The sequence below is a fragment of the Shewanella sp. 10N.286.54.B9 genome, from assembly GCF_041468565.1.
Lineage (GTDB): Bacteria > Pseudomonadota > Gammaproteobacteria > Enterobacterales > Shewanellaceae > Shewanella.
In genome coordinates, this window is the sequence record NZ_JBFRIY010000036.1 from 31,060 (window position 1) to 57,319 (window position 26,260).

The 26,260-nt window shown below is 45.0% G+C and carries 23 protein-coding genes and 1 other RNA gene; 15 read left to right on the forward strand and 9 right to left on the reverse strand.

Annotated elements, in window-relative coordinates; genetic code table 11:
• Window positions 1-4: 4 nt before the first annotated feature.
• Window positions 5-346 (reverse strand): YraN family protein, encoded by a 342-nt coding sequence (locus tag AB4135_RS12490; RefSeq protein WP_371993285.1) that lies wholly within the window; start codon window positions 344-346, stop codon window positions 5-7.
• 95 nt (window positions 347-441) lie between these two features.
• The gene (locus tag AB4135_RS12495; RefSeq protein ID WP_371993287.1) at window positions 442-2,361 is read right to left on the reverse strand and encodes a penicillin-binding protein activator; all 1,920 of its coding nucleotides are present in this window, start codon (window positions 2,359-2,361) and stop codon (window positions 442-444) included.
• Window positions 2,362-2,463: 102 nt separating this feature from the next.
• Between AB4135_RS12495 and rsmI the strand changes: the two genes are divergently transcribed.
• Together rsmI and rnpB are read left to right on the forward strand one after the other, a co-directional pair.
• The gene (gene rsmI, locus AB4135_RS12500; RefSeq protein WP_371993289.1) at window positions 2,464-3,306 is read left to right on the forward strand and encodes a 16S rRNA (cytidine(1402)-2'-O)-methyltransferase; all 843 of its coding nucleotides are present in this window, start codon (window positions 2,464-2,466) and stop codon (window positions 3,304-3,306) included.
• 72 nt (window positions 3,307-3,378) lie between these two features.
• An RNA gene (gene rnpB, locus AB4135_RS12505) (RNase P RNA component class A) lies at window positions 3,379-3,722 on the forward strand.
• 87 nt (window positions 3,723-3,809) lie between these two features.
• On the opposite strand, the gene AB4135_RS12510 is transcribed toward rnpB, so the two are convergent.
• The gene (locus AB4135_RS12510) at window positions 3,810-5,090 is read right to left on the reverse strand and encodes a carbohydrate porin (protein ID WP_371993291.1); all 1,281 of its coding nucleotides are present in this window, start codon (window positions 5,088-5,090) and stop codon (window positions 3,810-3,812) included.
• Window positions 5,091-5,403: 313 nt separating this feature from the next.
• On the opposite strand from AB4135_RS12510, the gene AB4135_RS12515 reads away from it, so the two are divergent.
• Window positions 5,404-7,686 (forward strand): patatin-like phospholipase family protein, encoded by a 2,283-nt coding sequence (locus AB4135_RS12515; RefSeq protein ID WP_371993293.1) that lies wholly within the window; start codon window positions 5,404-5,406, stop codon window positions 7,684-7,686.
• Window positions 7,687-7,728: 42 nt separating this feature from the next.
• On the opposite strand, the gene AB4135_RS12520 is transcribed toward AB4135_RS12515, so the two are convergent.
• On the reverse strand, window positions 7,729-8,598 hold the full coding sequence (locus tag AB4135_RS12520; protein ID WP_371993295.1) for a LysR substrate-binding domain-containing protein: 870 nt from the start codon (window positions 8,596-8,598) through the stop codon (window positions 7,729-7,731).
• Between the two features lie 271 nt (window positions 8,599-8,869).
• Between AB4135_RS12520 and AB4135_RS12525 the strand changes: the two genes are divergently transcribed.
• The 10 genes from AB4135_RS12525 to AB4135_RS12570 all read left to right on the forward strand — a co-directional run bounded on the left by AB4135_RS12525 (window position 8,870) and on the right by AB4135_RS12570 (window position 20,006).
• The gene (locus tag AB4135_RS12525) at window positions 8,870-9,136 is read left to right on the forward strand and encodes a DksA/TraR family C4-type zinc finger protein (protein ID WP_371993296.1); all 267 of its coding nucleotides are present in this window, start codon (window positions 8,870-8,872) and stop codon (window positions 9,134-9,136) included.
• Window positions 9,137-9,351: 215 nt separating this feature from the next.
• The gene (locus AB4135_RS12530) at window positions 9,352-10,482 is read left to right on the forward strand and encodes an S-(hydroxymethyl)glutathione dehydrogenase/class III alcohol dehydrogenase (protein WP_371993298.1); all 1,131 of its coding nucleotides are present in this window, start codon (window positions 9,352-9,354) and stop codon (window positions 10,480-10,482) included.
• A gap of 89 nt (window positions 10,483-10,571) precedes the next feature.
• Complete coding sequence (gene fghA / locus AB4135_RS12535; RefSeq protein WP_371993504.1) at window positions 10,572-11,411, forward strand: S-formylglutathione hydrolase; 840 nt, start codon at window positions 10,572-10,574, stop codon at window positions 11,409-11,411.
• 257 nt (window positions 11,412-11,668) lie between these two features.
• The gene (locus tag AB4135_RS12540; protein WP_371993300.1) at window positions 11,669-12,589 is read left to right on the forward strand and encodes a helix-turn-helix domain-containing protein; all 921 of its coding nucleotides are present in this window, start codon (window positions 11,669-11,671) and stop codon (window positions 12,587-12,589) included.
• 187 nt (window positions 12,590-12,776) lie between these two features.
• Window positions 12,777-14,951: a TonB-dependent siderophore receptor gene (locus tag AB4135_RS12545; protein WP_371993301.1), complete on the forward strand. Its 2,175-nt coding sequence runs from the start codon at window positions 12,777-12,779 to the stop codon at window positions 14,949-14,951.
• 69 nt (window positions 14,952-15,020) lie between these two features.
• Entirely contained in the window at window positions 15,021-15,764 is a 744-nt protein-coding gene (locus AB4135_RS12550) for a siderophore ferric iron reductase (protein WP_371993303.1), read from the forward strand.
• Window positions 15,752-16,519, forward strand: a complete 768-nt coding sequence (locus AB4135_RS12555; RefSeq protein WP_371993305.1) for an ABC transporter ATP-binding protein — start codon at window positions 15,752-15,754, stop codon at window positions 16,517-16,519. Before AB4135_RS12550 ends, AB4135_RS12555 begins: the two co-directional genes overlap by 13 nt.
• On the forward strand, window positions 16,513-17,478 hold the full coding sequence (locus AB4135_RS12560; protein ID WP_371993307.1) for an iron-siderophore ABC transporter substrate-binding protein: 966 nt from the start codon (window positions 16,513-16,515) through the stop codon (window positions 17,476-17,478). Before AB4135_RS12555 ends, AB4135_RS12560 begins: the two co-directional genes overlap by 7 nt.
• Window positions 17,478-19,484, forward strand: a complete 2,007-nt coding sequence (fhuB, locus tag AB4135_RS12565; RefSeq protein WP_371993308.1) for a Fe(3+)-hydroxamate ABC transporter permease FhuB — start codon at window positions 17,478-17,480, stop codon at window positions 19,482-19,484. Before AB4135_RS12560 ends, fhuB begins: the two co-directional genes overlap by 1 nt.
• A gap of 72 nt (window positions 19,485-19,556) precedes the next feature.
• Window positions 19,557-20,006, forward strand: coding sequence for a DUF6491 family protein (locus AB4135_RS12570; RefSeq protein WP_371993310.1), 450 nt, complete (start codon window positions 19,557-19,559; stop codon window positions 20,004-20,006).
• A gap of 76 nt (window positions 20,007-20,082) precedes the next feature.
• Here the strand turns inward: AB4135_RS12570 and AB4135_RS12575 are convergent, their stop codons facing one another.
• From AB4135_RS12575 to AB4135_RS12585, 3 genes are all read right to left on the reverse strand, one after another.
• A complete protein-coding gene (locus AB4135_RS12575; protein ID WP_371993312.1) occupies window positions 20,083-20,730 on the reverse strand; it encodes a hypothetical protein in 648 nt (215 codons plus the stop codon).
• Window positions 20,731-20,787: 57 nt separating this feature from the next.
• A complete protein-coding gene (locus AB4135_RS12580; RefSeq protein WP_371993314.1) occupies window positions 20,788-21,495 on the reverse strand; it encodes a HupE/UreJ family protein in 708 nt (235 codons plus the stop codon).
• Between the two features lie 108 nt (window positions 21,496-21,603).
• Window positions 21,604-21,954 carry a hypothetical protein gene (locus AB4135_RS12585; RefSeq protein WP_371993316.1) on the reverse strand — a complete coding sequence of 117 codons (351 nt, stop codon included), beginning with the start codon at window positions 21,952-21,954 and terminating at the stop codon, window positions 21,604-21,606.
• 452 nt (window positions 21,955-22,406) lie between these two features.
• On the opposite strand from AB4135_RS12585, the gene AB4135_RS12590 reads away from it, so the two are divergent.
• Window positions 22,407-22,946, forward strand: a complete 540-nt coding sequence (locus AB4135_RS12590; RefSeq protein ID WP_371993318.1) for an outer membrane beta-barrel protein — start codon at window positions 22,407-22,409, stop codon at window positions 22,944-22,946.
• 192 nt (window positions 22,947-23,138) lie between these two features.
• Here the strand turns inward: AB4135_RS12590 and AB4135_RS12595 are convergent, their stop codons facing one another.
• Entirely contained in the window at window positions 23,139-24,074 is a 936-nt protein-coding gene (locus AB4135_RS12595; RefSeq protein ID WP_371993320.1) for a hypothetical protein, read from the reverse strand.
• On the opposite strand from AB4135_RS12595, the gene AB4135_RS12600 reads away from it, so the two are divergent.
• A complete protein-coding gene (locus AB4135_RS12600) occupies window positions 24,034-24,417 on the forward strand; it encodes a hypothetical protein (RefSeq protein ID WP_371993322.1) in 384 nt (127 codons plus the stop codon). The two genes, AB4135_RS12595 and AB4135_RS12600, sit on opposite strands and share 41 nt — an antisense overlap.
• 10 nt (window positions 24,418-24,427) lie before the next feature.
• On the opposite strand, the gene AB4135_RS12605 is transcribed toward AB4135_RS12600, so the two are convergent.
• The gene (locus AB4135_RS12605; RefSeq protein WP_371993324.1) at window positions 24,428-26,077 is read right to left on the reverse strand and encodes a ShlB/FhaC/HecB family hemolysin secretion/activation protein; all 1,650 of its coding nucleotides are present in this window, start codon (window positions 26,075-26,077) and stop codon (window positions 24,428-24,430) included.
• Between the last annotated feature and the right edge of the window lie 183 nt (window positions 26,078-26,260).

Sequence of the window (26,260 nt, forward strand, 5' to 3'; positions counted from 1 at the left end):
TGGGTCAAAACGCGCTGCGGATCCAATTTATGCCACTGGGATCGGCTGCGATAACATCAAATCGACAAATAGCATCGATGCTGTTTAATTGTATGTAATGACTAGCTGCCTTTCTAATGCGGTTAGTCTGCGCCGAACTTAATGCATTCAACGCACCGCCAAATTGAGTATGAGTACGATATTTTACCTCTATAAATACCCAATCTCTGCCATCGCGCATGACTAAGTCAATTTCGCCAAAACGATAGCGTACGTTTTGTTCGACAAACTTCAGTCCATGTTGTTCCAAATACTGTCGCGCGGCGAGTTCAGCTGCTTGTCCCTTAACCGCTGTTTTTCCTTTCAAATTCGCTTCATCCTTGTGGCGGCATTTGAATATAACGCAAAAAGCCTTTTAATAGTTAAGGCTCAAGCCAAATTTACATAACACTAAAACGTCTATTATAGCGGGCGAAGGTTACCCCTCTGATAACGTCCCCAGCTCAGTTGGCGGTTAATTGTGCCATCTGGTTGTACTGACAATACACCACTTCGGCCAGAAAACTGGTAACCCGGTAACGCTCGCATTTGCGCAAGTTTACCGACTAAATCTAATGCGTCATAGCCCATAATGTATAAGCGTTTGCGACTGTTACTCCACTTAGGCCATAACTCATTCACCATACGTGTTTCAGTATTAGGCGTAATTAACCATGGGATATCACTAATTGTGAGGTTATTCAACTCACTGGCAGTTTCACGGCTGTTGCTTTCAACTCGGCTACGGCTGGTGGTGTAGAGCGGTACTGGTTCGGCAAATACACTGAAATTAACGTCGATAAATGGCTTTAATAACAGCAAATCGCGACTGGCTGAGATCATGTAAATGGCATCAATGTCACGGCGAGAACGAAAATCAGCCTCAATTTTAGGTGTTAGAATCGCTTTTATTCGTGCAATGCGCTCCTTACTATCAATAACACCTAGTGCTTTTTGTACTGTGACTTTCATTTTGTCACCAGCATCATAGTAATGGATTTCAGCAGGCTTTTGAGTGAGTAGTTGCCAAGCCTCGCTAAAGCTTTCCGCCATACGATGGCCGACAGCATCATTGCTGACTAGCAGTAGAGGCTGCTCAATACCATCATTATAAAGTCTCTGAGCGGCGTCTATGGCTTCATCCGTGGGTGATAGCGCGAAGAAGAATTTATCATCTTGTGGCGTAAAATTATCGATATGATTTAAGTAAAGTTGCGGAATGCTTTTCGCAATCTGGGTGCTAGGAACCGCAGCAGGCGTTACTCCCCTATTTGCGGTTGAACTTAATTGGGTTGACTCAGTGGTTGCTGGCGTTACGGCCATATCTTGCAACTGCTCGACTTCAGATTGCAGTAGCGGCCCAATAATAAACTCGGCACCAGCGGTAACGGCTTGCTGGTAGGCATCTTGTGCACCAGCAGCGGTATCAAAAAACTTAACTGAAACGCTATCATCTGCCGTCGCCATGTAATTGGCAATAATGCCTTGTTTTACCACATTTGCTACGACTGCTCTAGAGCCTGTTAGAGGTAACAGTACTGCGATATTTTTAGGCTGATAAGGCTTAGTGTTAAGCGCTTTTTCAAGATCTGTTGGCAGTTTAGCGGCTGCTGGATGGCTTGGATTTAGTTGCTGCCAGCTGCCCAATTGACGCACCAAGTCATTGGGGTTAATCGCATAGTGCTTGGTGATATAAGCTAACTGTACCCAACCTGCAAAAATTGGATTACTACGGTCATCGCGAAAGCTCAGTAGCGTTTGTTCATTAATCGGCTGCAGTGAGCGCCAGATTTCATCATTGACCTCATAGGCTTGAGCGGCTGGTAGGTACTGACTGAGTAAGCTTAGCTGTCTAACTTGTTCTATCGGTTGATTGATCTGTTGATATAAGCGCGCCTTAAATTGGTAATAGCTGACCCATTGCCAGTTTGGTAGTTGCCAGTTTGGTAGTTGCCAGTTACTTGGATAATCGAGGACTTCTAAGGCATGGTTGTAAGTTGAAATAACTTCTAAAACTCGCGCAGATAGATATTTGTGCTCTGCTAATAGCTCAGGTTTTTGAGTGATATCTTGTGCAATTGACTTCAAAGTTTTATCTGCAGCGTTGGTATTGCCCTCATTAAGCAGGGCGTGCGCAGCGAGTAAAACATACTTATCACGAGTTTCACGGTTTTTTTCGTTGGCAGCCAATGCCAAGTACTGCGATGAAGCCATTGTCACCGATGACAACGAAACCTCTGTTTTTTCAGTCTTTACTGGCGCTGTTGGCGTACCACAACCGAACAAAACGGCAGATAAAATCGCGATTAAGATAAATTTAGTTGAATTCAGTCTTTTTAACACAGGTCTTCACTCTGGTAAGATGCTGTCATTAGTTTAACCTGCTCTTACGCTTGGCGAAAGTCTTGTTAAAAACTCTTGCCATTAGTCAATACAGAGGTAGATATGGACCTGTCGGTCGCGCTTTATATTGTTCCCACACCAATAGGGAATTTAGGAGATATTAGTAGCCGTGCAATTGAGGTGCTTAACCAAGTATCACTCATCGCCTGTGAAGACACGCGTCACAGTGGTAAGTTGTTGAGCCACTTTGGCATTGAAACGCGTAAAACTGCACTTCATGATCATAATGAGCGTGATAGAGCGCAGTGGATTATTCAGAAGTTGGGTAATGGTGAAGCGGTTGCGCTAATCTCCGATGCCGGCACACCACTAATTTCTGATCCTGGTTACCATTTGGTAAAGCAGGTACGTGAAGCGGGGTTTGATGTTGTTCCTTTACCCGGCCCTTGCGCAGCTATTACTGCGTTGAGCGCTTCAGGTTTGCCGTCAGACCGCTTCTCATTTGAAGGTTTTTTGCCTTCCAAAGAGAAAGGTCGATTAGACAAGCTTGCAGCACTTAAAGAAGACCCGCGCACTTTAATTTTTTACGAATCACCTCATCGCATCGTACATAGCTTAGAGTCCATTGCCGCCGCGCTTGGTGAAGATCGTGAAATTGTGATGGCACGTGAAGTGACTAAAACCTTCGAGACCTTTCTATCAGGTCCGGTGGCAGAGGTACTGCAAACAGTTAAAGATGATCCAAACCAGCAACGTGGTGAAATCGTGCTGATGTGTCACGGCCATCGCAGTGATGAAGAATCTGAGTTTTCAACGGTGGTGATCGACACCTTAAAACTGCTGTGTGAAGAGTTACCGCTTAAGAAAGCCTCTGCGATTGCGGGGCAGATCTACGGCATTAAAAAGAACGCGCTTTATAAGCATGGATTAGCGATCGGCCTCTAATATCGTCTTATTCGTTAGCATTGAAGTTGAAAGTCCTTGGTTTGTTGCTTTCGCTTAGGCTATAATCCGCGCCGAGTTGGCTAGACAGTTGCCGCGCTCAATAGAGCGGGGAGGAAAGTCCGGGCTTCAAAGAGCAGGGTACCAGGTAACGCCTGGGCGGTGTGAACCGACGACAAGTGCAGCAGAGAGGAGACCGCCAACTTCGGTTGGTAAGGGTGAAAGGGTGCGGTAAGAGCGCACCGGGCGGCTAGTAATAGTCCGTTGCAAGGTAAACTCTACCCGAAGCAAGACCAAATAGGGTCCCGTATGGCGCTGCTCGCGTTGGGACCGGGTAGGTCGCTTGAGCCTGTGAGCAATTGCAGGCCTAGATGAATAACTGTCCACGACAGGACCCGGCTTATCGGCCAACTCACCTATTAAGAAAGCCCGCTTATCGAAAGATAAGCGGGCTTTCTGTTGTTAGCGATATGGGCTGTGGCTATTGAGTCATCGCGGTAATGAGTTTAGAAATAGTAACCGAAGTTAATATTGAAACGTTTGTTGGTGTCACCGTCGCCAACCATAGTGCCGCCAATAAAGGGTTGGTTCTCAGCAACGACAAAATCAAAGTAAGTGTAGAGTCCGCCAGCGGTCACTGCCATACCTGTGACATTCATAAAGGTATCATCTAAATCCGCAGACTTATCAGTAACCAATGAGTAGTCGTTATAGAAGGTCAGGTTTGATATCGGGCCGATATTAACCGGTAGGCTGTAGGCGACGTTAGCGATGTAAGTGGTCGCTTCTGCTGGAATAGAATCATAGAAGTGATAAGCCGCTACCACTATACGATCCACATCCATGCCATCAACATCATACTTATAATCAGTCAGCTGTAGCTTCACATTCCAGCGATCGTAGTTAACTACGCCATGGATTGCGGCTGCAACGTTGTCACCATCGGTACCATTTTCAATTTCCAGTTGCCCAGCTTGTACTGATGCACCTAATTCAAGAGCAACTTCATTGAAGGTAAAGTTATGGGCATAACGTGCGTTGAAGGTGTTTAGTTCTCCAGCTGCGTAACCGTCACTGGGTGCCGCGTAGGCATCTTCACCATCAAGGCGAATACCGACTACGTCGTAGGCATAGCGGTCGGTACGGTCTGAGACATAGCCGTCTAGGCCACCCTGCTCATCATTCTTGTAGAAGGCTAAATCAAAGCGGTTATTGGCGCCTGTGTATTTGTAATTTAGGCCCATATCGTAGTCATCTTCTAAGCCTAGGTAGAAGTTAGAGCTGAAGAAGTAGTTATTTGATGCGTAAGTTAGAATACCGAAAGGAACTTGAGTGACACCAATTTTACCTTGCTGCTCTTCAGTAAAGTTATAACCGATCCACGCATGCTGAATCACATTCATGTACTCGAACCAACGGTACTGCGCAGAGTAAATTAGGTCTTCATAATTACCGGAAACATCAATGCGGAATAGATCGAAATCAAAGTCGCCACCGCGATCTGCATTGTCATCGTTAAAGTCTTCATAGGAGTAGTTGACACGAACGGCGCCGCCAAACTTGAGGTTGTTTTCTTTTTTCTTCGCTACCTCATTGACGATGACCACTTCTTCGACGACTTCTACTTGCTCGATTTGTTGAGGCTTTTCGGCAGCCTTTTGTTGTTGAGCTTCTAGTTGCTCAATACGTGCTTTGAGGGCTTTTAGCTCCTCTTCAACAGGGCTAGCGTTAGCATTAGCTGCTAATGCAAGGGCGATACAAGAGGCTGCAAGTGTATAACGAGTCATCATTTATCCTAAAGAGGGGAAGTAAGGAAAGTGTAGCGCATGTTAACGGAAGTATGGCCTTGCTGGTGTTTTGTTCTAATTGTTGGCTGTTTGGCGGTCGTTTAGTGTGATCTGTGTCGACTTTTAACTGCTAGATTAGGCTGCGAGCAAATTTGCTGGGTCGTTAATTTGTTTAAAATAAGGTCGAACTATTTGATTTTATGCTTACTAAATATTGTCTGTTCATTTGAGACAATCAAACTCACGTTAGGCACTTAATGAGTCAATTACTTCCCCCTTAAAATAGTCACATCATATTTAACTGGGTGTGGTTGTGAGCAATTTTCCAATTAGAGTAACTGCTTTGCTGGTCGTCGCGACTCTTGTAAGCCCTACAGTATCTGCCAATGATATTGAGCAAAGTGATGCTCTTGACCCAATAACTAAGCGAAGAAAAATTGGTTTAGCCTTAAGCGGTGGTGGTGCTAAGGGGGCTGCGCATGTCGGTGTGTTGCGCTATTTAGAAGCGAACAATATCGCCATTGATTACATTGCGGGGACCAGCATTGGTGCCTATGTGGGTGGTTTATATGCATTGGGCTACAGTCCTGATGAGATAGAGCAAATCATGCTCGAATTAGACTGGAGCAGTGGTTTTGATGATGCGGTCCCGCGTAAAGCACTTAATTATCATGATAAACAAGACTTTGACCGTTTCAACTTACCCTTTGAGTTTGGTTCACTCGACGGTGAGCTACTGATGCCGCAAGGTGTGCTGCGTGGCCAAACCATGGGTAACTTATACATTCGCTCTGCGGGTATGGTGCCGCTGCAGCAATCATTCGATGATTTAGCGATCCCTTTTAAGGCTATTGCTACCGATATCGTCACTGGTCATGCCGTGGTGCTAGAGTCAGGTAGTTTACTCACAGCTATGCAAGCATCGGCGTCAGTGCCTGGCATTTTGCAGCCGGTTGAAATAGGCGGTCAGTATCTAGCGGATGGCGGCATGGTCAGTAATATGCCTGCTGATACGGTGCGAGACATGGGTGCCGATGTTGTTATTGCTATTGATATCGGTGCTGATTTGGCGCCTAAAGAGGAGCTTAAAGACAGTTTTGCGATATTAGGCCAGCTATCGACTATCATGACTCGGGCAAATGCGGTGGAGCAAATTAACAATCTGCAGCCACAAGATATCTTAATTCGCCCTGATATCAGCCAGTTAGACACCACCGATTTTAGCAGTATGCCGCTCGGCTTTAAAAAAGGTGAGCAGGCGGCTGTTGCCCATAGTGAACAGCTATTAGCGCTCTCGGTTAGCGTTGATACCTTTGAGCAATATCAGGCTCAACGTGCCAATTACAAGCAAGCTTTACAGTCTTACCAACAGCAATCTATTGATTCAGTGGTATTAATTAACCACAGCGCTACTAGCAATAAAAAAGTAGCAACAGCAGCAGGGCTCTGTGCAGGAGACAATGTTGATGCAGCCGATATTGTTGATGCGATTGATCGGGTCTATGCGCTTAATCATTTTGAGCGAGTAGAAGTTGATGCGTTAATGACTGCTGATGGTACTAAAGAGCTGCAGCTGAAAACGGAAGAAAAAAGCTGGGGGCCAAACTTCTTTGATATTGGTTTTTCGTGGGAGGAGGACTTTGGGGAGATCTCTGATCTTAAGTTGGATCTTATCTATAGCATGAACCAAGTGGCTGGCACTGACGGTCAACTGCGTTTCGAGCTCACCTCCGGCAGAGAAAAGCAACTAGCGACTGAATATCGCTTGCCACTCGATGCACTTAATAAGTATTACTGGAAATCACGCTACCAGTATTCCCAAGAGGAGCAGCTCTACTTTTGGGATAATCAGCGCAGCCTCAAGACGGTGACCAAAGCTCACAGCCTCAGTACGTCAGTTGGCGTGAATATCACTAATGACATGATCGTTGAGTTCGGCTTTTCAGCTGAAACGGGCAAGATTGAAGGGCCGGCAATTCTCAGCGCCGATATCGACTACGACACCTTTTCTAGCTTCGCGCTGATAAGCTACGATTCACTAGATAGTTATAGTTTCCCTCAAGAGGGTACGCTGTTCTATTTTAAAGGCGCTTACAGCAAAGATGAGTTACAACCACTGACGATACCCAACTTTGGCGATGTGCTTGGCGATACTGAGCTGTTTAATTACGAGTTTGCTTTTAAACATGCCCGCAGCGTTAAGCAGCATACACTTATCAACAAAATTAGCGTGAGCGGTATTGATAGCGAACAAATTAGTTTGATCCATACGCAAAAACTGGGCGGTTTTCTTAATTTATCGGGTTTGCATAAAGATGCGCTTGTAGGCTCGCAACTCGCCTACGGATCTTTGGTGTACCAATATCGAATTGATTGGCATGCTTTTGGTGGTAGAGCGATTCCGGTTTATTTGGGCGCGTCGGCAGAAGCGGGTAACGTGTGGCAACACAAAAGTAATCGCGGTCTAGATGATCTCATTTATGCCGGTAGCTTATTTATCGGCACCGAAACCGAGTTCGGTCCTGCGGTACTCGGTTTTGGCGTAAATGATCAGCAGCATAAAACAGTGTATTTGACACTAGGTAAGACTTTTTAGCCGGTTACGGTAAAGAATCAAAGCTGTATACCGCATATGAAGCTACGCTAATTTGTCACCGAGGAAATCGAGCAGCATACGCACCTTGGGTGATAAGTGGCGATTATGTGGGTAGAGTGCCCATATACCTTCGTCGGCTTGGCGGTTATTTTCCAACAGTGACACTAGCTCTCCAGAGGCGATAAACGGGTTCACGTAATAGTCAGGCAGCTGAATAATGCCTAAGCCTTTGATAGCGGCATCAACTAAGGCATGGCCGCTATTGCAGCTGAAGTTTCCTTTTATCCGTACATTTCTGGCTTTGCCCTTTTCTTGAAAACGCCAGTAATCTAATGTGCCAATTAAGCAGTTGTGCTGGTCAAGCTCGGACAAGGTGTGCGGCAGGCCATAGGTGGAAACGTAACTTGGGGAGGCACAAACATATTGGGTGCGTGAGCTGAGGCGTTTAGCCATCATGCTTGAATCTTCCAATTGACCTAAACGGATCGCCAGATCGTAACCTTGGTCGACCAAGTCGACTTTAAGGTTGGTCAAATTCATTTGCACTTCTAGTTCGGGGTACTGCGTGAGGAAGTCATTGATCAGCGGTGCGATGGTGCCTTCGCCATAAGTGACAGGGGCGGTGATCTTTAGCAATCCCCTTGGAGTGGTCTGCAAATTGGTGATAGCGCGTTCCGCTTCATCTAAGCCATCTAGCACTTGGCGACAATGTTGGTAGTACACTCTGCCGACTTCGGTAACCGATACCTTGCGAGTAGTGCGATGGAATAGCTTAGCGGCTAGCCGCGTTTCAAGAGCACTCACTTGACGGCTGACCTGGGCTGTTGAGATCCCTAAGCGCGCAGCTGCTTTAGTGAAGCTTTCCGTTTCGGCCACAGCAACAAACTCGCTCACACCTTCCCAGTTAAACATATACGCTCTCTACTTGTCCCAGCTGTCAATGATGCCAATTATTGCTAACTCTAGCCTAAATGCAATGTTACCTGGTTGTTTAAGGCTTAATTATTACCATACGGTAAAAGAAATTTTCAGTTTTGTGGGATTATCAGTTTTGGTTCACTGAGTATAATTTGCACCATCAAAGTGGCGTGGCAATTTGCTTACGCTCTTCTAAACTTTAACTCTGTCAGCAAAACCATGCTGGGTCATAACGGCAAGCTTGGGGCTAGATTGAGGAGTCAATATGGCTGGTGGTTGGGCCCGCGATGGGGCGGTGCAAGATCAGGTTGATAATAGTGTTGCCGATGGTGTTGCGCATATTCGCAGTGAATTGTCTTTGGGCACAAGTTTATTTTTCTGTGAGGAGTGTGGAGCGCCGATCCCTGAGGCACGTCGGCAGGCAATTCAAGGCGTACGTTTTTGTGTGAGCTGCCAGAGTGAACTCGATGAACAACAGAAAAAAGTCAGCCTGTTTAATCGACGCGGCAGTAAAGGCAGCCAGCTTCGTTAAGCAGGCTCATTTGAGCTCAAGCCTCAATAGCGATGGTTATAGTGTGAGTAATAGTGTCTCACTATCCACTCTATTATTACCATATGGTAAAAGTAAATTGCATAATAGTGGGATTATCAATTATTGGTGGCTCGCTATAATGTTGGCATATTCATGACGGCACTGGTTGATTAGATAAGACCGTTTTTTAACTCTATATAAAGTAGGTATTACAGATGACTGCACAGACTATTAAATCAAAAGCCGCAGTGGCTTGGGCCGTTGGACAACCACTGACGATGGAAATCGTAGACGTGATGCCACCGCAAAAAGGTGAAGTCCGCGTCAAGATGATTGCAACAGGTGTTTGTCATACCGATGCCTTTACACTTTCAGGCGATGATCCAGAAGGGATCTTCCCATGCATTCTCGGTCACGAAGGTGGCGGTATTGTTGAGTCTATCGGTGAAGGTGTTACCAGTGTTCAAGTCGGCGATCATGTTATTCCACTTTATACGCCTGAGTGTGGTGAATGTAAGTTCTGTAAGTCTGGTAAAACTAACCTTTGTCAGAAGATCCGTGAAACCCAAGGTCAAGGTCTAATGCCTGATGGCACGACTCGTTTCTCTAAAGATGGTGTTGATATCTTCCATTACATGGGCACTTCAACCTTCTCTGAGTACACAGTATTACCTGAGATTTCATTGGCTAAAGTTAACCCAGAAGCACCGCTTGAAGAAGTGTGCTTATTAGGTTGTGGCGTTACAACCGGTATGGGCGCGGTGATGAATACCGCCAAGGTTGAAGAGGGCGCGACAGTTGCCGTATTCGGTATGGGTGGTATTGGTCTTTCAGCTGTGATTGGTGCAGAGATGGCTAAAGCATCACGTATTATTGCTATCGATATTAACGAAAGTAAGTTTGAGCTAGCACGTCAACTGGGTGCAACAGATTGCATCAATCCAAAAGATTATGACAAGCCAATTCAAGACGTGATTGTCGAGCTTACTGATGGTGGCGTAGATTACTCATTCGAATGTATCGGTAACGTTAACGTTATGCGCAGTGCACTTGAGTGCTGTCATAAAGGTTGGGGCGAGTCAGTGGTTATCGGTGTTGCTGGTGCAGGCCAAGAGATCTCAACGCGTCCATTCCAACTGGTGACAGGCCGTGTATGGAAAGGCAGTGCATTCGGTGGCGTTAAAGGTCGCTCAGAGCTACCTGAATATGTAGAGCGTTACATGGCGGGTGAGTTTAAGTTAAACGACTTTATCACCCACACCATGGGTCTTGATCAAGTGAATGAAGCCTTTGACTTAATGCATGAAGGTAAGAGTATTCGTACTGTTATCCATTTCGATAAGTAATATTTACCACCCGAAATCTAAACCTATTCAGTGGCTGTTTAACCCTTTTACAATGAGCAAAAGGGTTAAACATGACAAGAGATGCAAGCATGACAATTGAAAATATTAGCGTAAATAAGAGCTTTGGTGGTTGGCATAAGCAATATACTCACCAATCAGAGTCGTTAAACTGTGCGATGCGATTTGCTATTTATTTACCACCGCAAGCGTCAAATGGTCAAAAAGTGCCTGTGCTGTATTGGTTGTCAGGCTTAACTTGTACTGATGAAAACTTCATGCAAAAAGCAGGTGTGCAAGCCATAGCGGCGGAATTAGGAATAGCAATTGTAGCGCCTGATACTAGTCCGCGCGGTGAAGGTGTAGCAGACGATGATGGCTACGACTTAGGTCAAGGCGCAGGTTTCTACGTCAATGCCACCCAAGCACCTTGGAGCCGTCATTATCAAATGTATGATTACGTGGTTAATGAGCTGCCGACGCTGATTGAATCTATGTTCCCAGTGAGTGACAAACGATCGATTGCGGGTCACTCAATGGGTGGTCATGGTGCCTTGGTTATCGCTATGCGTAACGCTGCTGCATATCAGTCAGTGTCTGCATTTAGCCCAATTAGTAACCCTGTTAATTGTCCTTGGGGTAAAAAGGCACTCACAACTTATCTTGGTCGTGACACGAGTACATGGGCTGAATATGATGCCAGTTTATTGATGCGCAAATCGACTGAATTTGTACCGGCATTGGTTGACCAAGGTGAAGGCGACAACTTCTTGGTTGAGCAGCTAAAACCTGAAATGCTACAAGCAGCGGCCAAAGTGAGTGGTTATCCGTTAACGCTGAATATGCATGATGGTTATGATCATAGTTACTACTTTATCGCCAGCTTCATTGAGCAGCATATGCGCTTTCACGCTGCGCACTTAAGTGACTAAACTCACCTAGCATTCAAAATGCCGCTTTGATAGTGGCATTTTTTATGGGTGTTATTTTTGTTTTAGATCTGAGCCTCGCTAGCTGGTTATAACTATCAGAGGTATCATGAGTTTGGTTGAATTTTTCAGTTGTTGTTGATGCTTTGCCTTTCGGCTATTTAAATTCAAGCTAAGATATATATCAGTGCTAAGACTATGTTAAATTGTGAATAAGCTAATTTCATCAATATCTAAATAACGCTTATGGGGGCTGAATTATGGCAATCCGTTCATCTTTCTCTCGCATTGAGCGGGTATTAAGCTTCATTCATAGCCATCTCGACCAACCCTTGTCTTTGGAAGATATCGCAGAGCATAGTCAATGTTCCCGCTGGCAGCTGCAGCGGATCTTTCAGCAGCAAACAGGCTTAAATGTGGCGCAATATGTGCGCGAGCTTAAGCTCAGTGTCGCCGCTGACAAAGTATTGTTAGGTCAATCTCGAATGTTAGATATTGCTTATGAATTAGGGTTTAACTCTGAGGTTAGCTTTAGTCGTTCTTTTAAGCAGTTGTTTGGTGTGAGCCCGAAGCAATATCAACGGCGGGGTACGCGTGTCGGACTTAGAAACCCTATTGTGATACGGCCTGAATTTAAAGCCAACAAAAAAATAGATACCACTTTCTTACAAACTCATATTGAGTATCGCGAGGCGTTTACCGTATATGGCCTCTCGTCACCCATTAAAGGGGTATTGTCTGAGACTCCTGACTTTTCATCCATTGTGCCCGACACTTGGTTGCGTCTGTTCGATATTATTGAGCAACAATTACCACTAATGGGCAATATGCTTGGAGTGGTCGATACTCTCTCGCTTACCACTGAGCAGAAAAGCATTCGTTATTGGGCTGCATTGGAGTTAGCTGCTGAGCAGTTGCAATCATTACAACCACTATTGAGCGATGGGCCACTCTGTCGGTTAACTGTCCCTGCACAGGAGTACGCGGTTGTTTCATATAACGGCGCTGTTAATGAATTCTCTCAGTTAGTGGAGTGGCTTATTTGTGATTGGCTACCGGAATCTGGCTTTGTGAGCATTGATGGTTATGAACTGGAAAGCTACGGTAAGATCACCTCAACCATTACCGACCTTAAGCATATGGAATACTGGTTACCGATAAAAGCTAAGTCACAACATTAGTAAAAGCTAAAAGGTGACAGCATTCGCAAAAACTAAATTTCCTGTCTTTTTCTTCCTCTTTTGCACCAAATTGTTAAATATCTCCCTCAAAAAGACTATACCATCGCGTTTGATAATCATTCTCATTAGTATTCACTTATTGTAGATAGAGCAAGTGTGAATCACATTAGGGTATATAGAGGACAGTATGGTCTCAGTTCAGGGTAATAAGGCTTTTCACTTAACAGTAGTTGCTACCGCTATTAGCGCATCACTATTTTGTTCATCGCAGGTTGTTGCAGCGGAGTCTGAAGACTTAACGGTTGAAATTCCGCCAATGGAGACCATCACTGTATTGGGTCAAGCCTATCGTAATACCGCGACTAAAACCTCGTTAACGCCGATGGAAACACCGCAAGGTGTAACGGTGATCGACAGCGAGTTGCTGAGTGAGCGTGGGGTTAAGTCACTTAACCAAGCACTACGTTACGTTCCTGGTGTGACGACTGAGCAAAAAGGTGGCGCGGTCACCATGTATGACACTTTCAATATACGTGGTTTCGACGTTAACCAAAGCTACTATGACGGCTTAGTACTGCAGTACTTAAACGGCTGGAACCTCCAACCACAGATTGATCCGATTGCCCTTGAACAAGTTGAAGTTTTCAAAGGACCTACCTCAGTACTCTACGGTTCAATGCCACCAGGTGGTATGGTCAATATGATTGCTAAGTCACCGCAAGCGGCTGATAGCACTGAAGTCAATTTTGCCACAGGTTCAAATAACTTAGTGGAAGCATCTATTGATACTACTGGCCAGATTGGTGATAGTGATTTTTCATACCGTATTATTGCGTTGGCGCGCAGTAAAGATGGTCAAGTCGATCATACTGAAGAAGAACGTTTTGTGTTTGCACCGTCGCTTGACTGGAATGTTTCAGACAGCACTTACATCAACTTTAACCTTTACTACCAGAATGATCCTGCAATGGGGATGAACTCTTCGCTACCTTCATCAGGCATGATCAGTGAAAACCCTGCGGGTAGCACTAGCCCATCAACTTTTGCAGGAGACAAAAATTGGTCGACTTTCGAGCGTGAGTTCATACTTGCAGGCTATAAAGTTAACCATGATTTCAATGATAACTGGTCTTTCCTACAGAACTTCCGCTATATGGATGCCAAGCTGTATCAAGAAAATACTTATCACTTGGAGTCGGGTTTTGACCCAATGACAGGTTCGCTTGATAGAAATATCTACAGCACCGATGAGACGTCAACTGGTTACACGATAGATAACCAACTGTCTGGCTCATTCAATACTGGAAAAGTTGAGCATAACGTGCTGTTTGGTCTTGATTATCAAAAGCTTGATGGTGTATCTGCTTACTCAGAATTCGGCACAACCAGCCAGTTTGGCGATTTCAATATTTTCAATCCGAACAACGATATGATTGAGCGTGATGCACTTAGCTCAACCTATGACGCCCGTGATAATGTGCAAGTAGAGCAGTTAGGTCTGTATTTTCAAGATCAAATGCGCATCGACAAGTTGATTGTGATTGCTGGTGGCCGATTTGATGATTACAGCTCTTCAAGTGAATACTCTGACTCCTATGGCGACACCAATAATGCCGCCGATCATGACCATTTCTCTTACCGTGTCGGTGCCATGTATGAGTTCGATAGTGGTTTTTCACCATTTGCAAGCTACGCAACCAGTTTTGAACCCGTCGCGGGAACCAAAAAAGATGGCTCTACCTACCAGCCTGAGTTGGCTGAGCAGCTAGAAGTTGGTGTTAAATACAGCTCTGATGATCGCAGCAAGACTATGGCTGTTTCGCTGTTTAACATAGTGAAAAGTGATGCATTAATGGCAGACCCTAATGATCCTTGGGGCGACAAGCTTCAGATAGGTGAAATTGAGTCTCGCGGTGCCGAGTTTGAAAGCCAGTGGTACATGACTGACAACTTTGATGTGGCGTTGAACTACACCTACATCGATATGGAGATCACTAAAGATAGCGGTAATGGCCTACAAGGCAAAAGTCCTATCTATGTGCCAAAGCATGCTGCATCACTTTGGTCTAACTACTATATTGAAGATGGTGCATTAGCGGGTATACGTATTGGTGGTGGTGTTCGGTACGTCGGTGAAATGCAGATCGATGCTATGAATACCGATACCGTTGATTCATACACGTTAGTTGACTTGTCGCTAGGTTATGACTTGGGTGAGCTAAGCGGCAGTCTACTTGGCGCCAGCGTTAACTTAGTGGCGAACAACCTCTTTAACGAAGAGTACTATACCTGTTATGACACGGTTAACTGCTGGTATGGCGCTGAGCGTAATATCGAACTTAACTTCAAATATAACTTCTAGTTGTTAGTCACAGGGAGAGGTTTCAGCCGATGAAACCTCTCCCTGGTATTTACTAAGGTTAATGCATTAATGAATCAGGCTGTTTTTAATCAAATTTACCAAGAGTGTCAGCAGATCTCTCCTTACCTCAAAGGCGAATTTACCGATGCTGAGTCTGAATCTAGTTCTGAGCTAGAGTTAATCTCAGCGAATAGATCTAACATCACCATTATTAAGTCACTGCATAGCAGTTTGATGCAGCAATCTCCTGAAGCGGGCAGAAGCTATTGGTTAACACGAAGCTGGGATCTGCTCACTTGGCAGCCACTCTATCTAACGCTCACCTCTATCTACCAGTTACGTATTTTACCGGATCTTAATAATATGCTGCAGCAGCATGATAATGGTTTAGTGGCAGGGTTTCGTTTTAACTGTACTGATTGTGCGACCGGAGATTATGAGTGTTTAATTCGGCAGGCGGGTAAACAGCTGTCACAGCTATTTGAGCATTACCGTAAAGAGCTTGATCAGTGGGCGCGTTGTCGCCCTCGCTTTACTGAACATCTTATTGCCGATGCCTTATTTGCTAAGCTGTTATTGATGCAGAAGTCTCATCCTGAAATGAGTGACAGTTTCATTCGTCGCCATGCTAAGTTATGGCTAGATGCGCTCAATTTTTCAGATTTGCATTTAAAATCCTTGTGTCTTTCTAAGCTAGATAACAAGCTCTCGCTCAATCGCACTAGCTGTTGCTGCGTTTATAAAACAACGGCTGGTGTAAAGTGTGCCAATTGTCCGCGGCTTAAACAAAAGAGTAAATCATGTACCAATTGACACACGTCAAAGTCATTAGAGATCAGCGTACCATCCTAGATATAGAATCACTAAATATCGACCCCCATGCTTTGACAGTGGTGTTAGGTCACAACGGTTCAGGTAAATCTACTCTGGTGAACTTGCTTGCTAATCAGTTTAACCCTGAAGAGGGCGAAGTGATGCTTGGTGAGCAACCAATCAAACAATATAGTGCCAAAGAGTTAGCGAGAACCGTTGCTTATTTACCGCAAAAGCTACCGGAAGTAGCAGGGCTTAATGTGACAGAGTTGGTACGTTTAGGCCGATTTCCTTGGCGTGGTACTTTGGGGCGCTGGCGCAAAGAAGATGAGCAGATCATTGCGCAAGCGATGGAGGAAACAGGAGTTACAGCATTTAAAGATACTTTGGCTGATCAGCTCTCTGGTGGTGAGCGGCAACGGACATGGGTTGCGATGTTACTCGCTCAACAAGCTGAGCTATTAATATTAGATGAGCCAACCTCTGCACTTGATATTCATCATCAATACCAGTTGATGGAATTGCTCAGTAATTTGAATAAAAGCACTGGCAAAGGGGTGATTGTCATTTTGCATGATCTTAATTTGGCGCTGCGTTTTGCGACCCAAATTGTTGCATTAAAAGCGGGTAAAGTTGCTTTTAGTGGTGAGGCCTCATTGTTGCAAGATGAGCAGCGACTTAGTGATTTATATGCCACACCAGTGACTTTGATTGATCACCCGAACCAGAATCATAAGGTAGCGATTGTATGCTAAGGCGTGCCATCTTTGTTTTACTGTTGTTATGGCTACCTAGTACGTTATTTGCCAAAACGTCGTCAACAACGATTACGGTTGTAGACAGTCGCGGCCAACACCAGTTGCCTGCCACACCTATCCGCGTGGCGGCACTGAATTGGGACGTTGCTGAGCAAGTCTTGGCGCTTGGGGTGACCCCCATTGCTATGCCTGACATTAATGGTTACAGAGAGTGGGTTATGCAGCCTAAAGTACCTGACTCAGTAATGGATATTGGCAGCCGAGTTGAACCCAATTTTCAACGTTTAGCAACGCTTAAACCCGACGTCATCATCATTGCTTCACCGCAGTTAGATCTATTACCACGACTGGAAAAAATTGCGCCTGTTTTGTTCTACCAAACCTATAGCGAGCACCATGATAACGCTAGGGCGGCCATTGATAATTTTAGATTGATAGCACAACTGCTTGATAGAGAAACACAGGCAGAGCAAAGGCTAACGCAAATGCAGCACTCGATAGCGACAATGCGTCAGCAGTTGGCACAAGCTTATCAAGGAAAACTGCCGACTGTGACGACCTTTAGATTTGCTAGCATGACCTCAATCTATCAATTTGGTGATAACTCAACTGCGCAATATGCGCTGTCATTATTGGGGATTTCTGCGGCGATAGAACAGGCACCGACTCAGTGGGGAGTTAAGCAAAAGCGCCTTAAAGAACTGCGTCATGTTGGCGACGGTATCGCGCTTTATTTTGAACCCTTTGCGCAACAGCAGCAGTTATCGACCAGTGTTATGTGGAATGCCTTTCCCTTTGTACGCCACCACAAAATGAATAGTGTTAAACCAGCTTGGAACTACGGTGGTGCGGTATCTATTGAATATATGGCAGCTGCATTAACTGAGAGCTTGCTAGCGATAGCGCCAATTCCACCTTCATCGTTACCTCAAAACGAGAGTGAGCAGAACCAATAATGCCCAGTAAGATAGTTTCTCGATATAGCGTTACTTTTGTCGCGTTAATGGTTTTTGCCATTATTTCAGCACAAATTGACACCCAGATTAGTTTGTCACAGCAGTGGCACTTGCTCCTTAATTTTGCCGACAGACTGACGTTAGCGACTAGCTTTGATGCGATTATGTTTACTGAGTCGCAGTTGCCACGGATAGTGATGGCCGTGATGGTCGGAGCAATGCTAGGTCTGGTTGGCAGCTTAATGCAGCAATTGACCCAGAACCCGCTGGTGTCACCGATGACATTGGGTACCGCCTCCGGTGCATGGTTAGCACTGGTGCTACTGAATGTGTTTTTCCCAGAATTTGTTGGCCAATATGCATCTGTTGCGGCAACGGTTGGCGCCATGCTTACACTGGGGTTAGTGATTTTAATTGCAGGCGTGCGTAACCTTTCTGGTTTACCCGTGGTGCTTGCCGGTATGGCGGTGAATATTCTATTGGGTGCAATCGCCACTGCGATTATTTTGCTCAATGACCAATACGCTAAGAATCTGTTTATTTGGGGCGCCGGAGATCTGGCTCAAAATGGTTGGCAGCAGGTGCAATGGTTATTGCCTAAGCTGAGTGTGTCAGTGCTTATTCTACTGCTGGCTCCGCGAGTATTGGCCCTTTTAAGAATGGGGCAGGCCGGCGCCGCGGCGCGCGGATTAAATATTATCCCCGCCATTTTGGCATTGTTCACTTTGGGTATTTGGCTTGTCGCCACCTCCATTACCGCTGTTGGGGTTATCAGTTTTATTGGTTTACTCGCGCCCAATATTGCTCGCCAATTAGGTGCGCGTACTCCACGAGATGAACTGTTTTTTAGTATGTTACTAGGTGCGACAGTTCTGGTGATTACCGATGCGCTTGCTATTGCAATGAGCATGTTGACCTTCGACTTAGTTCCTTCTGGTACCGCTGCAGCGCTTATTGGTGCCCCGGCACTTATTTGGTTTACCCGTCGAAAAATGGGCGCACAGGATCAGCTATCTTTCTCATTGCCTAAAAGCCGTTACCAGATGAGTCCAAGTACGCTTATTACGATGCTGGCGAGTTTGTTTGCCGTCATTGTTTTGGTACTAGTGTTTACAAAATCAACGGTAAATGACGCTACAGTATGGTTATGGGCGATTCCAGATGCCTTTGCCTGGCAGATCCAATGGCCAAGAATTATCACGGGTATTGCAGCGGGTTCTGGCTTGGCTGTCGCGGGGGTATTGCTACAGCGACTTATCTATAACCCGTTAGCGAGTCCCGATATTTTAGGGATCTCTGCAGGCGCAACATGCGCCTTAGTTGCTGGTAGTATTTTTGTTGGTCTGAATATTTTTGATGCGGCGCCGGCTATTGCATTTTTGGGCAGTATGACGGTTCTTGGATTGTTACTCTTGTTAGGTAAACGCCACCGTTATGCGCCGTCGATGTTGATACTGACCGGTATCGCTTTGACTGCACTTATTGAGGCGATGGTGCAGTTTGCATTGGCCGGGGGCGATGAAACCTCTTACACCATTTTGAGTTGGTTAGCTGGCTCAACCTACCGAGTATCACCCAGTGCAGCAGTGATACTGATCGTTAGTGTGTTAGGACTGATTGCGTTTGCACTCGTCACCTCGCGCTGGTTAACGTTAATCTCGACCGGACGAGAGTTTGCCAAGGCTCGAGGGTTAAATGTACCTAGAGCATTCATGCTACTGCTTTGTTGTGTTGCCCTGTTATGTGGAGTTGTTACCGCAACCATGGGGCCTGTCGCATTTGTCGGGTTGTTAGCACCACACATGGCAGTCATTTTAGGCGCTAAAAAAGTGCAGTTGCAGTTACCAGCCGCCGCCATCATCGGTGCTGGCTTAATGGTGCTGTCGGATTGGATAGGACAAAACGTGGTTTATCCATCGCAAGTTGCCGCGGGGACTGTGGTATCAGTTGTCGGTGGTTTGTATTTTATCTTGCTATTGATACAGGGCCGGCGAGCAGTTAACTAGCGCAGAGTATGTAATATTTGCAGAGTGCTTTTTTGCTGCTAGATTTAAGTTGTCAAATGTACGGAGATAACAATGAAGCTATGGAATCTTGTGGTGCTTGGCGCCACGCTTGTTTTAGCTGGCTGCACGTCAACGGAAACGGCAACGGAGCGCAATGCACAGTATACTTTTCCTGAATTAGAGCAGGTTTATTCTATCGATAACTTTAGAATGGATGGTTGGGAAGAGGTCGACAAATATACAATAATCGTTAACTCTAGACCGCGAGAAAGTTACTTGTTTGTGCTCAGCGGTGGCTTGATCGATTTGCGGTTTGCGCAAGGCTTATTGGTAACATCAACCTTAGGCAAGGTAGAAGTTGGTTTTGATACCGTATCCACTCCACAAGATCCAATGCTGAAAGCACAGATAAAACGAATCTACCGCTTGAAAGATAAAGCCGAGAAAGAGGCTATAAAACAAAAGATTATCGCGTTCGCTGATATTGAAGATAAAGAAGCTGACAACAAGTCTACCCAATAGCACGCTTTGACTTATAACAATGTAAGCCCGCTACGTACTCAATCGTAGCGGGCTTTTTTGTGCTTAAAATGTGTGATTAGCCTTTAATTAGATAGGCACCTTTGGTTGTAAGTGTCACCGTGATTGGCTCACTGGTTTTGTTTTTCCAGTACCAACCATGAGCACCTGCAAACGGTGTGGTGAGTGTGCCTTGCATTTGATCGGACGTGGTAATTGCAAAGCTTTCATAAAATCCAGTCTTATCGCCTTGAGGCTCACCGTGAAAATCAAAGTAAAGCTCGCTGCCATCAGTGCGCCAGTCATACTCTAAATGCTCGCCTGCATTGAGTAATAACTTGTACTCAAGCCCTTTACCCGCAGGAATCACTATCTCTACCGTGTCTTGACGAAGACCCGTAACTAGGGCTCTAACTTCTTTGATCTCAGCTACAGACGGAGCCTGACTAATAACGATTGTGCTTTTACTCGGTACAGCATGCTGTTGGGGATTGCTGCTGGGGGAGTTAGTTTCGGTCGCAGTGGCTATTTTAGTTAAGCCGAGAGACTTTCCGATACCCGTTGGATCGATGTTGTACTCAGCTGGTAATATCGCGGTCACTAGTACTACCGCCGCAATAACGGTCGCAGCAATGCTGGCTTTTAATAATGTGGTATTAGAGTGAACAGGTATATCAATAGTGCTACTCATTGAATGATGTGCTTGGTTTTGTGTTTTATCTGTCATTGTGTTTCCTAAAATTATTTATCTATGCATCGCTTCAGGCTAAATTGCGGCAATGAGTTAATTGATGAAATAGCCGCTAAGCTGATAGCCGACGAGCATTAACCCGCCACTCATAAGTAAGGTATTTGCTGCGGTTGAAAACTGCAGAAAGCTTTTATGTCTACGCCAAAAGCTCATCAAGATAAGCACCATGCCTAGCGCTAAGAATTGGCCGATTTCGACGCCGACATTAAAGGCAATGATGTTCGCCATCAGCCCCTCTTGTGGTAGCTGAAACTCTTGGATCTTGGTGGCTAAACCAAAGCCGTGGAACAAGCCGAAGATTGCCACTGCGACTTTGGTGTTGGGCTGGTAACCGAATATACGCTGAAAGCCGCCCAAGTTATCAAACCCCTTGTAGACAATTGAAAACCCGATAATCGCATCAATAATATAAGGATTAACTTGGATGTCATTGAAGACGCCATATAGCAAGGTAATGCTATGCCCTAGGGTGAATAGACTGACATATAACAACACATCTTTGGTGCGATAAAGGAAGAAAATTACCCCGACTAGAAACAGTAGATGGTCGTAGCCGGTGACCATATGTTTAGCGCCGATATAGATAAAGGGCAGAATTGATACCCCTTGATTTGCGGCTAGAAATTGCTTAGTACTCTCATCCACACCGTGGGCAAACAGAGAGAAAGAGGCAAATAACCCCAAAAAAATCACCAATAGCCGAAGAGACTTCGCCATTGGATTAGCCAGAGATTGGCTCATTATAATACTCCAATTATTTTTTTGATTATGCACAGCTATTTCAGCCTGAATAGCTCAGAGCCTACTGTGCATTAATAGTTTTGCGCTGATTAGCGCAGTAAAAAATAATTAGCGATGTGGAGGTGGGTTGGGTGGCGCGTATCTATCATGTCTATACAACACGTCAGCATCATTAATGGTGCCAGCTTGGTAAAACTCGCTGTCAAAGTGTGACTCTACAGGCGGATGCGATGGTGTGTGTGAATGATTGTTATGGTCATGTTCACCGGTGTCGGTCATTAAAGCTGTTGAGCTCTCGATAAGATCGATAATAGACTCAGTAGCATTAAAAGGCGTTGGCTGTGGAGCATCATGAGAGTGGACTGCTTTGAGGACCGAGTCATGACTGTGGTGATGACTGACACTGCTTCCCATTGGGTGTTTACCATTCGGGTATTGCACCGAATAGGCTGAGCTCATTACAAAAAACTGGCACAGCAACAGCATAAACATAATAGTTAATGTCTTTGTTGATTGCTGCTGAGGCGCTTTGAGTCGCCTTGCCTGTATTTTTGTTTTATTGATGGCTGTTATCTTCAATTCTTAGTAACGACAATGATTAAATCAGATTGATAACCAAACTGCCAGAGCTTCTATTTCTGAAATCCAATTTACCCATTAAATATTTTCAACTTAGAGGCTATTTTGGGGGGGGGGCTAAGCGGTGAGGCATTTCTTGATAATAAACGTCCGCACTAAGGCAAACTAGCGCATTTATCGTCTCTTAGTATAATATTTTTCTACGGTATTTTGTCTCAAAATACGATACAAACTAGCTGGCTACAGGCACTTTTTCATTGAATAACCAAGGGGTAATCTAGCTTCAACGTCGATAACGACATTAAGCAGATTAGTCATGAGTGAGGTTTGTTATGAAAATTAAAACAATGTTAACCGGTGTTTTATGTTCAGGTTTACTCGTTAGCAGCGTCAATGCTGCCGAAGTTGAGTTTTTTGTTGGTGCTGCGGCAGGTTATCAAACTGATAGCGTCGATGGCAAAATTAGCCATGATACCGAAGATGTTTCATGGCAAGGGCGCGTCGGCGTGTTGATTGAGCAGCAACATCGAATTACCGGTACCTTTGGTTACATGGAGGATGAATTCTCGCAAGGCGGTATGGATTATAAGCAGGAGCAATACAGCTGGTTACTGTCTTACGATTACCTGATCCCGGTACATAAAGACGTCAATCTTTTTGCCGGTGTGTCTGTAGGTGCCAATGATAATAAGATTGCTGGGCGTGCTGATACGGATGTGGCTTGGGGAGGGCAAGTAGGTGTGCAATATAAATGGAGTGAGCACTTCTCCTCAGACCTAGGTTATCGCTATCTAGAACAAGATTACGAGCGCCATGGGATCACTATTGATAATAGCCAACAGGTATATCTGACTCTGGACTATAAGTTTTAGGCAATGCTGCTCATATCGATGGGCACTCCATTGTAACTTGAATCGTTTTGTTCAATGTTGTGGCATTAAAAATGCCGACCGCTAGGCGGTCGGCAAAAGAATAAACCTAAAAGATCCTAGCTATAAGCGATCCTAATTGACAAGAAACCTAACTTTGGGCGCTATCACTTCAAAATAGCGCCCGTTTTGCTATTAGCTTGACGACTTTTGCGAACGACGTCGTATGCCCAATAAACCTAATAGTAAAACCGATAACCCCATTGCACCACCACTTGAATCAGATGTTGGCTCAGGGTCTGGCGTAACCACTTTTGCGGTAATCGCAATCGTTGCAGTTGCCACTGTCGCGGTTTTAGTGCCGTTACTCACTGTGAGTTCTACGACGGCACTGCTGTTAGCGTCAACGTCGGGTAGAGTGACATTGATATCGACAGCAGTCGTATCATCGATAGTGATTGCAGGGCCAGAAACATGTGCCCAGCTATAGGTAAGCACATCGTCCGCATTGGGTGCTGTGCTATCTGTAGCAGACAGGCTCACAACCGTTTGCTCTTCAGCGCTTACATTAACGCTTGAGTTGCCGTTAATAAGGGCTACAGGGATACCTTCAAGCATTACCGGGCCAACCGTTTCGGTCAGGCTGGCACTGTTGACGGTATGCGCAACATCAAAGCTTAGTGTTTTAGACATCACTTGCTCAGCCGTATTTAGCACTAAAATAATGTTTTGTATTTCACTATTGGCAGCCTGAGTCACTTGCCAGCTGAGCATTTGTCCATCAAGGGTACCCATATGGCTATCATTTTCAATGCTTAAGCCTTCTGGAATACGGGTCTGAATGTCGAATGTCATAGCTTCGTCGCTGGTGTTTGCAGCCAGTTCAATGCTAAGTGTTAGCATGTCACCTGTATTAAGCAATTCGCTGTCAACTGAGCTCGTCACGTAGGTTGCATTGCGGTAGAGCTCGATGGGCATTAGGCCAATGTTGTCTGCTGCGTCAGGACCGGTGCCGATCTCAAGTGCTGTGATATAAAGTGTGTCTGGCTTTAGCTCTTTATCCCAATTTAGCACTAAGCCTTCATCTTCATTGGCATCAACTTGCGTACTAAAGTATGCGGTTGAAGACAATGTTGGGGGTCTGTATTACAGTCGCGATAATCAAGCCGGGCTCTTTTATCATAGCAACAGTGGCGCTGAAGATATTCAAGTCACCGCTGAGCTTTCAAGTAGTGATTGGGGCAGTTTTTTCTATCAAAACAACGTACTTTATTTTGTGAAGCGAACAGATAAAAATGATCAAGTTGTGGCAATGAATGACGTGGGCGAGCAGCTGATAGTGTTTAGCTTGCCAGCAATGAGTATTCGTGGTCAACGAGCACTGGCAAAAGCAGATAATGACTCGGTTGTGATCAGTATGCTAGGGATTAATGATGCGGACATTTACAGTGTGTCGTTAGCGGCAAGGCAATAGAGTTCTAGTATTAGAATCTGTTTTTGACTAAGAAGCGCCACTCCCAACTATTCACTTCTACGCCAGTGGTAAATGGCATACTAAAATCGATATGAGCAACGTTGCCATAGCTTGATTTAGATGAGTAAATCCGCGCACCAATCCCAACACTGCCTATCACCCCAGATATTTCATTATTGGCATCATTACCGCCGGTAGCTTGACCAACATCGGAAAATACAGCCCACCCCAGTTCTGCTAACTGATACAGATTAATATTGGGGTAGTTACGCACCTCAGCTGTAAACGCCCATTGATTATCACCATATTGATAATCGTTAGGGTAACCGCGGATCCCGGTGTCATCACCAAGGGCAAAAGGTTGGTCGATATAGTTATTCTGTGAGGCACTCAACCTCAACTTAGAGTAGGCGGTCCACTTAGGTGTAATGTGATAAAAATACTCTGCGGCGACATTAACTTTAAAGTAGTCCTTTTGGCTGGTGGCAAATACGCCTTCACCATCCATCTCGAGTAGTAATAAATGATCTTGGGCTTGAAAGCCTCGGCTCGATTGCCAATTAATATGGTAACCAACGGGGGAGTCATCACCCAGGTCTCGGGTTTCGATACCAAGTTTGACGTAGTGTTGCCAGCCGAGATTAAAGTCCTCATTGTAGTTTATTAAGTGGACATTATTGAGCACTTTAAAATCATCTTGTAGGTATTGATAGGCAACCCATGGATAGAGGAAATCACGGTCTTGTGGCAGTTCTGACGTTGGGTACTCTTCGATATTATCGAAGTCATGTTTATCTTGAGTCAGCCCGGTAATGATCCGTGAAAGCTCGTCACTATTGTGGTCGAGTAGCCAGCCGAAGCGAGCACTATTATAGGTGACAGCATGTTCAAACTCGTTAAACTCTAAGCCGTTTTGCTTTAAGGTGTCGACCCGAAGATCATCTAAATATTCCGCGGAATACATGTTGCTACCGTCGAGTGTGTAGAAAGGTTTTTCAAAATAGAGGTAGGTTGCTTGGCCGTCGCTATTGTCATAGAAATCGGCCTCTATGGTGGCGTGCTGAATAAAATAAACCGGTGCTTCAATAGCAAATTTATAACCGGTGCGGTCCGCATTTGATTGGTACTTAAAGCGAGTACGGATGCCATACCCAAGTAAGTTATCTTCCTTTATCCCTATCGAAAACTTGCTCTCGCCACCGCTTCTACTAGCACTAAAGGTTGGCAGTAATGACCAGTTATCCCAGGTTTCCACCAGAATGTTTTCGTCTTTATCTGTCGCAATATCTGCATCAGGTGCAGGCTTTGCAAAGCTAACTTTAGCATCTCGGATATAGGGCTCAGCTCGTAAAATACGCTGCACTTCTTCGAGATCTTTTTGGCTGACACTGTCATTCTCTTTAAAGCTGAGTTTGTCACGAATAACATTATCGCGAGTGTTAATGTGCAGGTAGTTGGCCCAGCGGTGAATAAAGAAGGTTTCAGGGTCTGATAAGTCAAAAATATCATTGCTTTTGACCACAATATTTTTTACCTGCTTTTTTTGGTCATAGTCTGCAGGCTTATCATTAGGCTTAGTCGTTTTTGTTACTTCAGCGTGAGTTGCACTAGGCAGTGTTAAAGTGATAATGGCTAAAGTCATGGGACTGAATCGAGTCATAGATTTGAAAACACCCCCGTTGTAAATAATAAATGAACAACTGTTATTAGTGGAATTGTTTTTACAATTCAATAACACACCTAACTAGCGCTTTAGTCAAGTTTAGCTGAGGATTCAAGAAATAGCGGCGGAAGTTGTAGAGATAAAACGAGCGCATGGCAGCGCTCGTTTCCCGATTTTTAT

Bases quoted from the DNA above. Each gene is read 5' to 3' on its own strand.
- rsmI (WP_371993289.1), top strand. From the start codon at position 2,464: ATGGACCTGTCGGTCGCGCTTTATATTGTTCCCACACCAATAGGGAAT.
- AB4135_RS12510 (WP_371993291.1), bottom strand. From the start codon at position 5,090: ATGACTCGTTATACACTTGCAGCCTCTTGTATCGCCCTTGCATTAGCA.
- AB4135_RS12520 (WP_371993295.1), bottom strand. From the start codon at position 8,598: ATGTTTAACTGGGAAGGTGTGAGCGAGTTTGTTGCTGTGGCCGAAACG.
- AB4135_RS12525 (WP_371993296.1), top strand. From the start codon at position 8,870: ATGGCTGGTGGTTGGGCCCGCGATGGGGCGGTGCAAGATCAGGTTGAT.
- AB4135_RS12530 (WP_371993298.1), top strand. From the start codon at position 9,352: ATGACTGCACAGACTATTAAATCAAAAGCCGCAGTGGCTTGGGCCGTT.
- fghA (WP_371993504.1), top strand. From the start codon at position 10,572: ATGACAATTGAAAATATTAGCGTAAATAAGAGCTTTGGTGGTTGGCAT.
- AB4135_RS12540 (WP_371993300.1), top strand. From the start codon at position 11,669: ATGGCAATCCGTTCATCTTTCTCTCGCATTGAGCGGGTATTAAGCTTC.
- AB4135_RS12545 (WP_371993301.1), top strand. From the start codon at position 12,777: ATGGTCTCAGTTCAGGGTAATAAGGCTTTTCACTTAACAGTAGTTGCT.
- AB4135_RS12550 (WP_371993303.1), top strand. From the start codon at position 15,021: ATGAATCAGGCTGTTTTTAATCAAATTTACCAAGAGTGTCAGCAGATC.
- AB4135_RS12555 (WP_371993305.1), top strand. From the start codon at position 15,752: ATGTACCAATTGACACACGTCAAAGTCATTAGAGATCAGCGTACCATC.
- AB4135_RS12560 (WP_371993307.1), top strand. From the start codon at position 16,513: ATGCTAAGGCGTGCCATCTTTGTTTTACTGTTGTTATGGCTACCTAGT.
- fhuB (WP_371993308.1), top strand. From the start codon at position 17,478: ATGCCCAGTAAGATAGTTTCTCGATATAGCGTTACTTTTGTCGCGTTA.
- AB4135_RS12570 (WP_371993310.1), top strand. From the start codon at position 19,557: ATGAAGCTATGGAATCTTGTGGTGCTTGGCGCCACGCTTGTTTTAGCT.
- AB4135_RS12575 (WP_371993312.1), bottom strand. From the start codon at position 20,730: ATGACAGATAAAACACAAAACCAAGCACATCATTCAATGAGTAGCACT.
- AB4135_RS12580 (WP_371993314.1), bottom strand. From the start codon at position 21,495: ATGAGCCAATCTCTGGCTAATCCAATGGCGAAGTCTCTTCGGCTATTG.
- AB4135_RS12585 (WP_371993316.1), bottom strand. From the start codon at position 21,954: ATGAGCTCAGCCTATTCGGTGCAATACCCGAATGGTAAACACCCAATG.
- AB4135_RS12590 (WP_371993318.1), top strand. From the start codon at position 22,407: ATGAAAATTAAAACAATGTTAACCGGTGTTTTATGTTCAGGTTTACTC.
- AB4135_RS12605 (WP_371993324.1), bottom strand. From the start codon at position 26,077: ATGACTCGATTCAGTCCCATGACTTTAGCCATTATCACTTTAACACTG.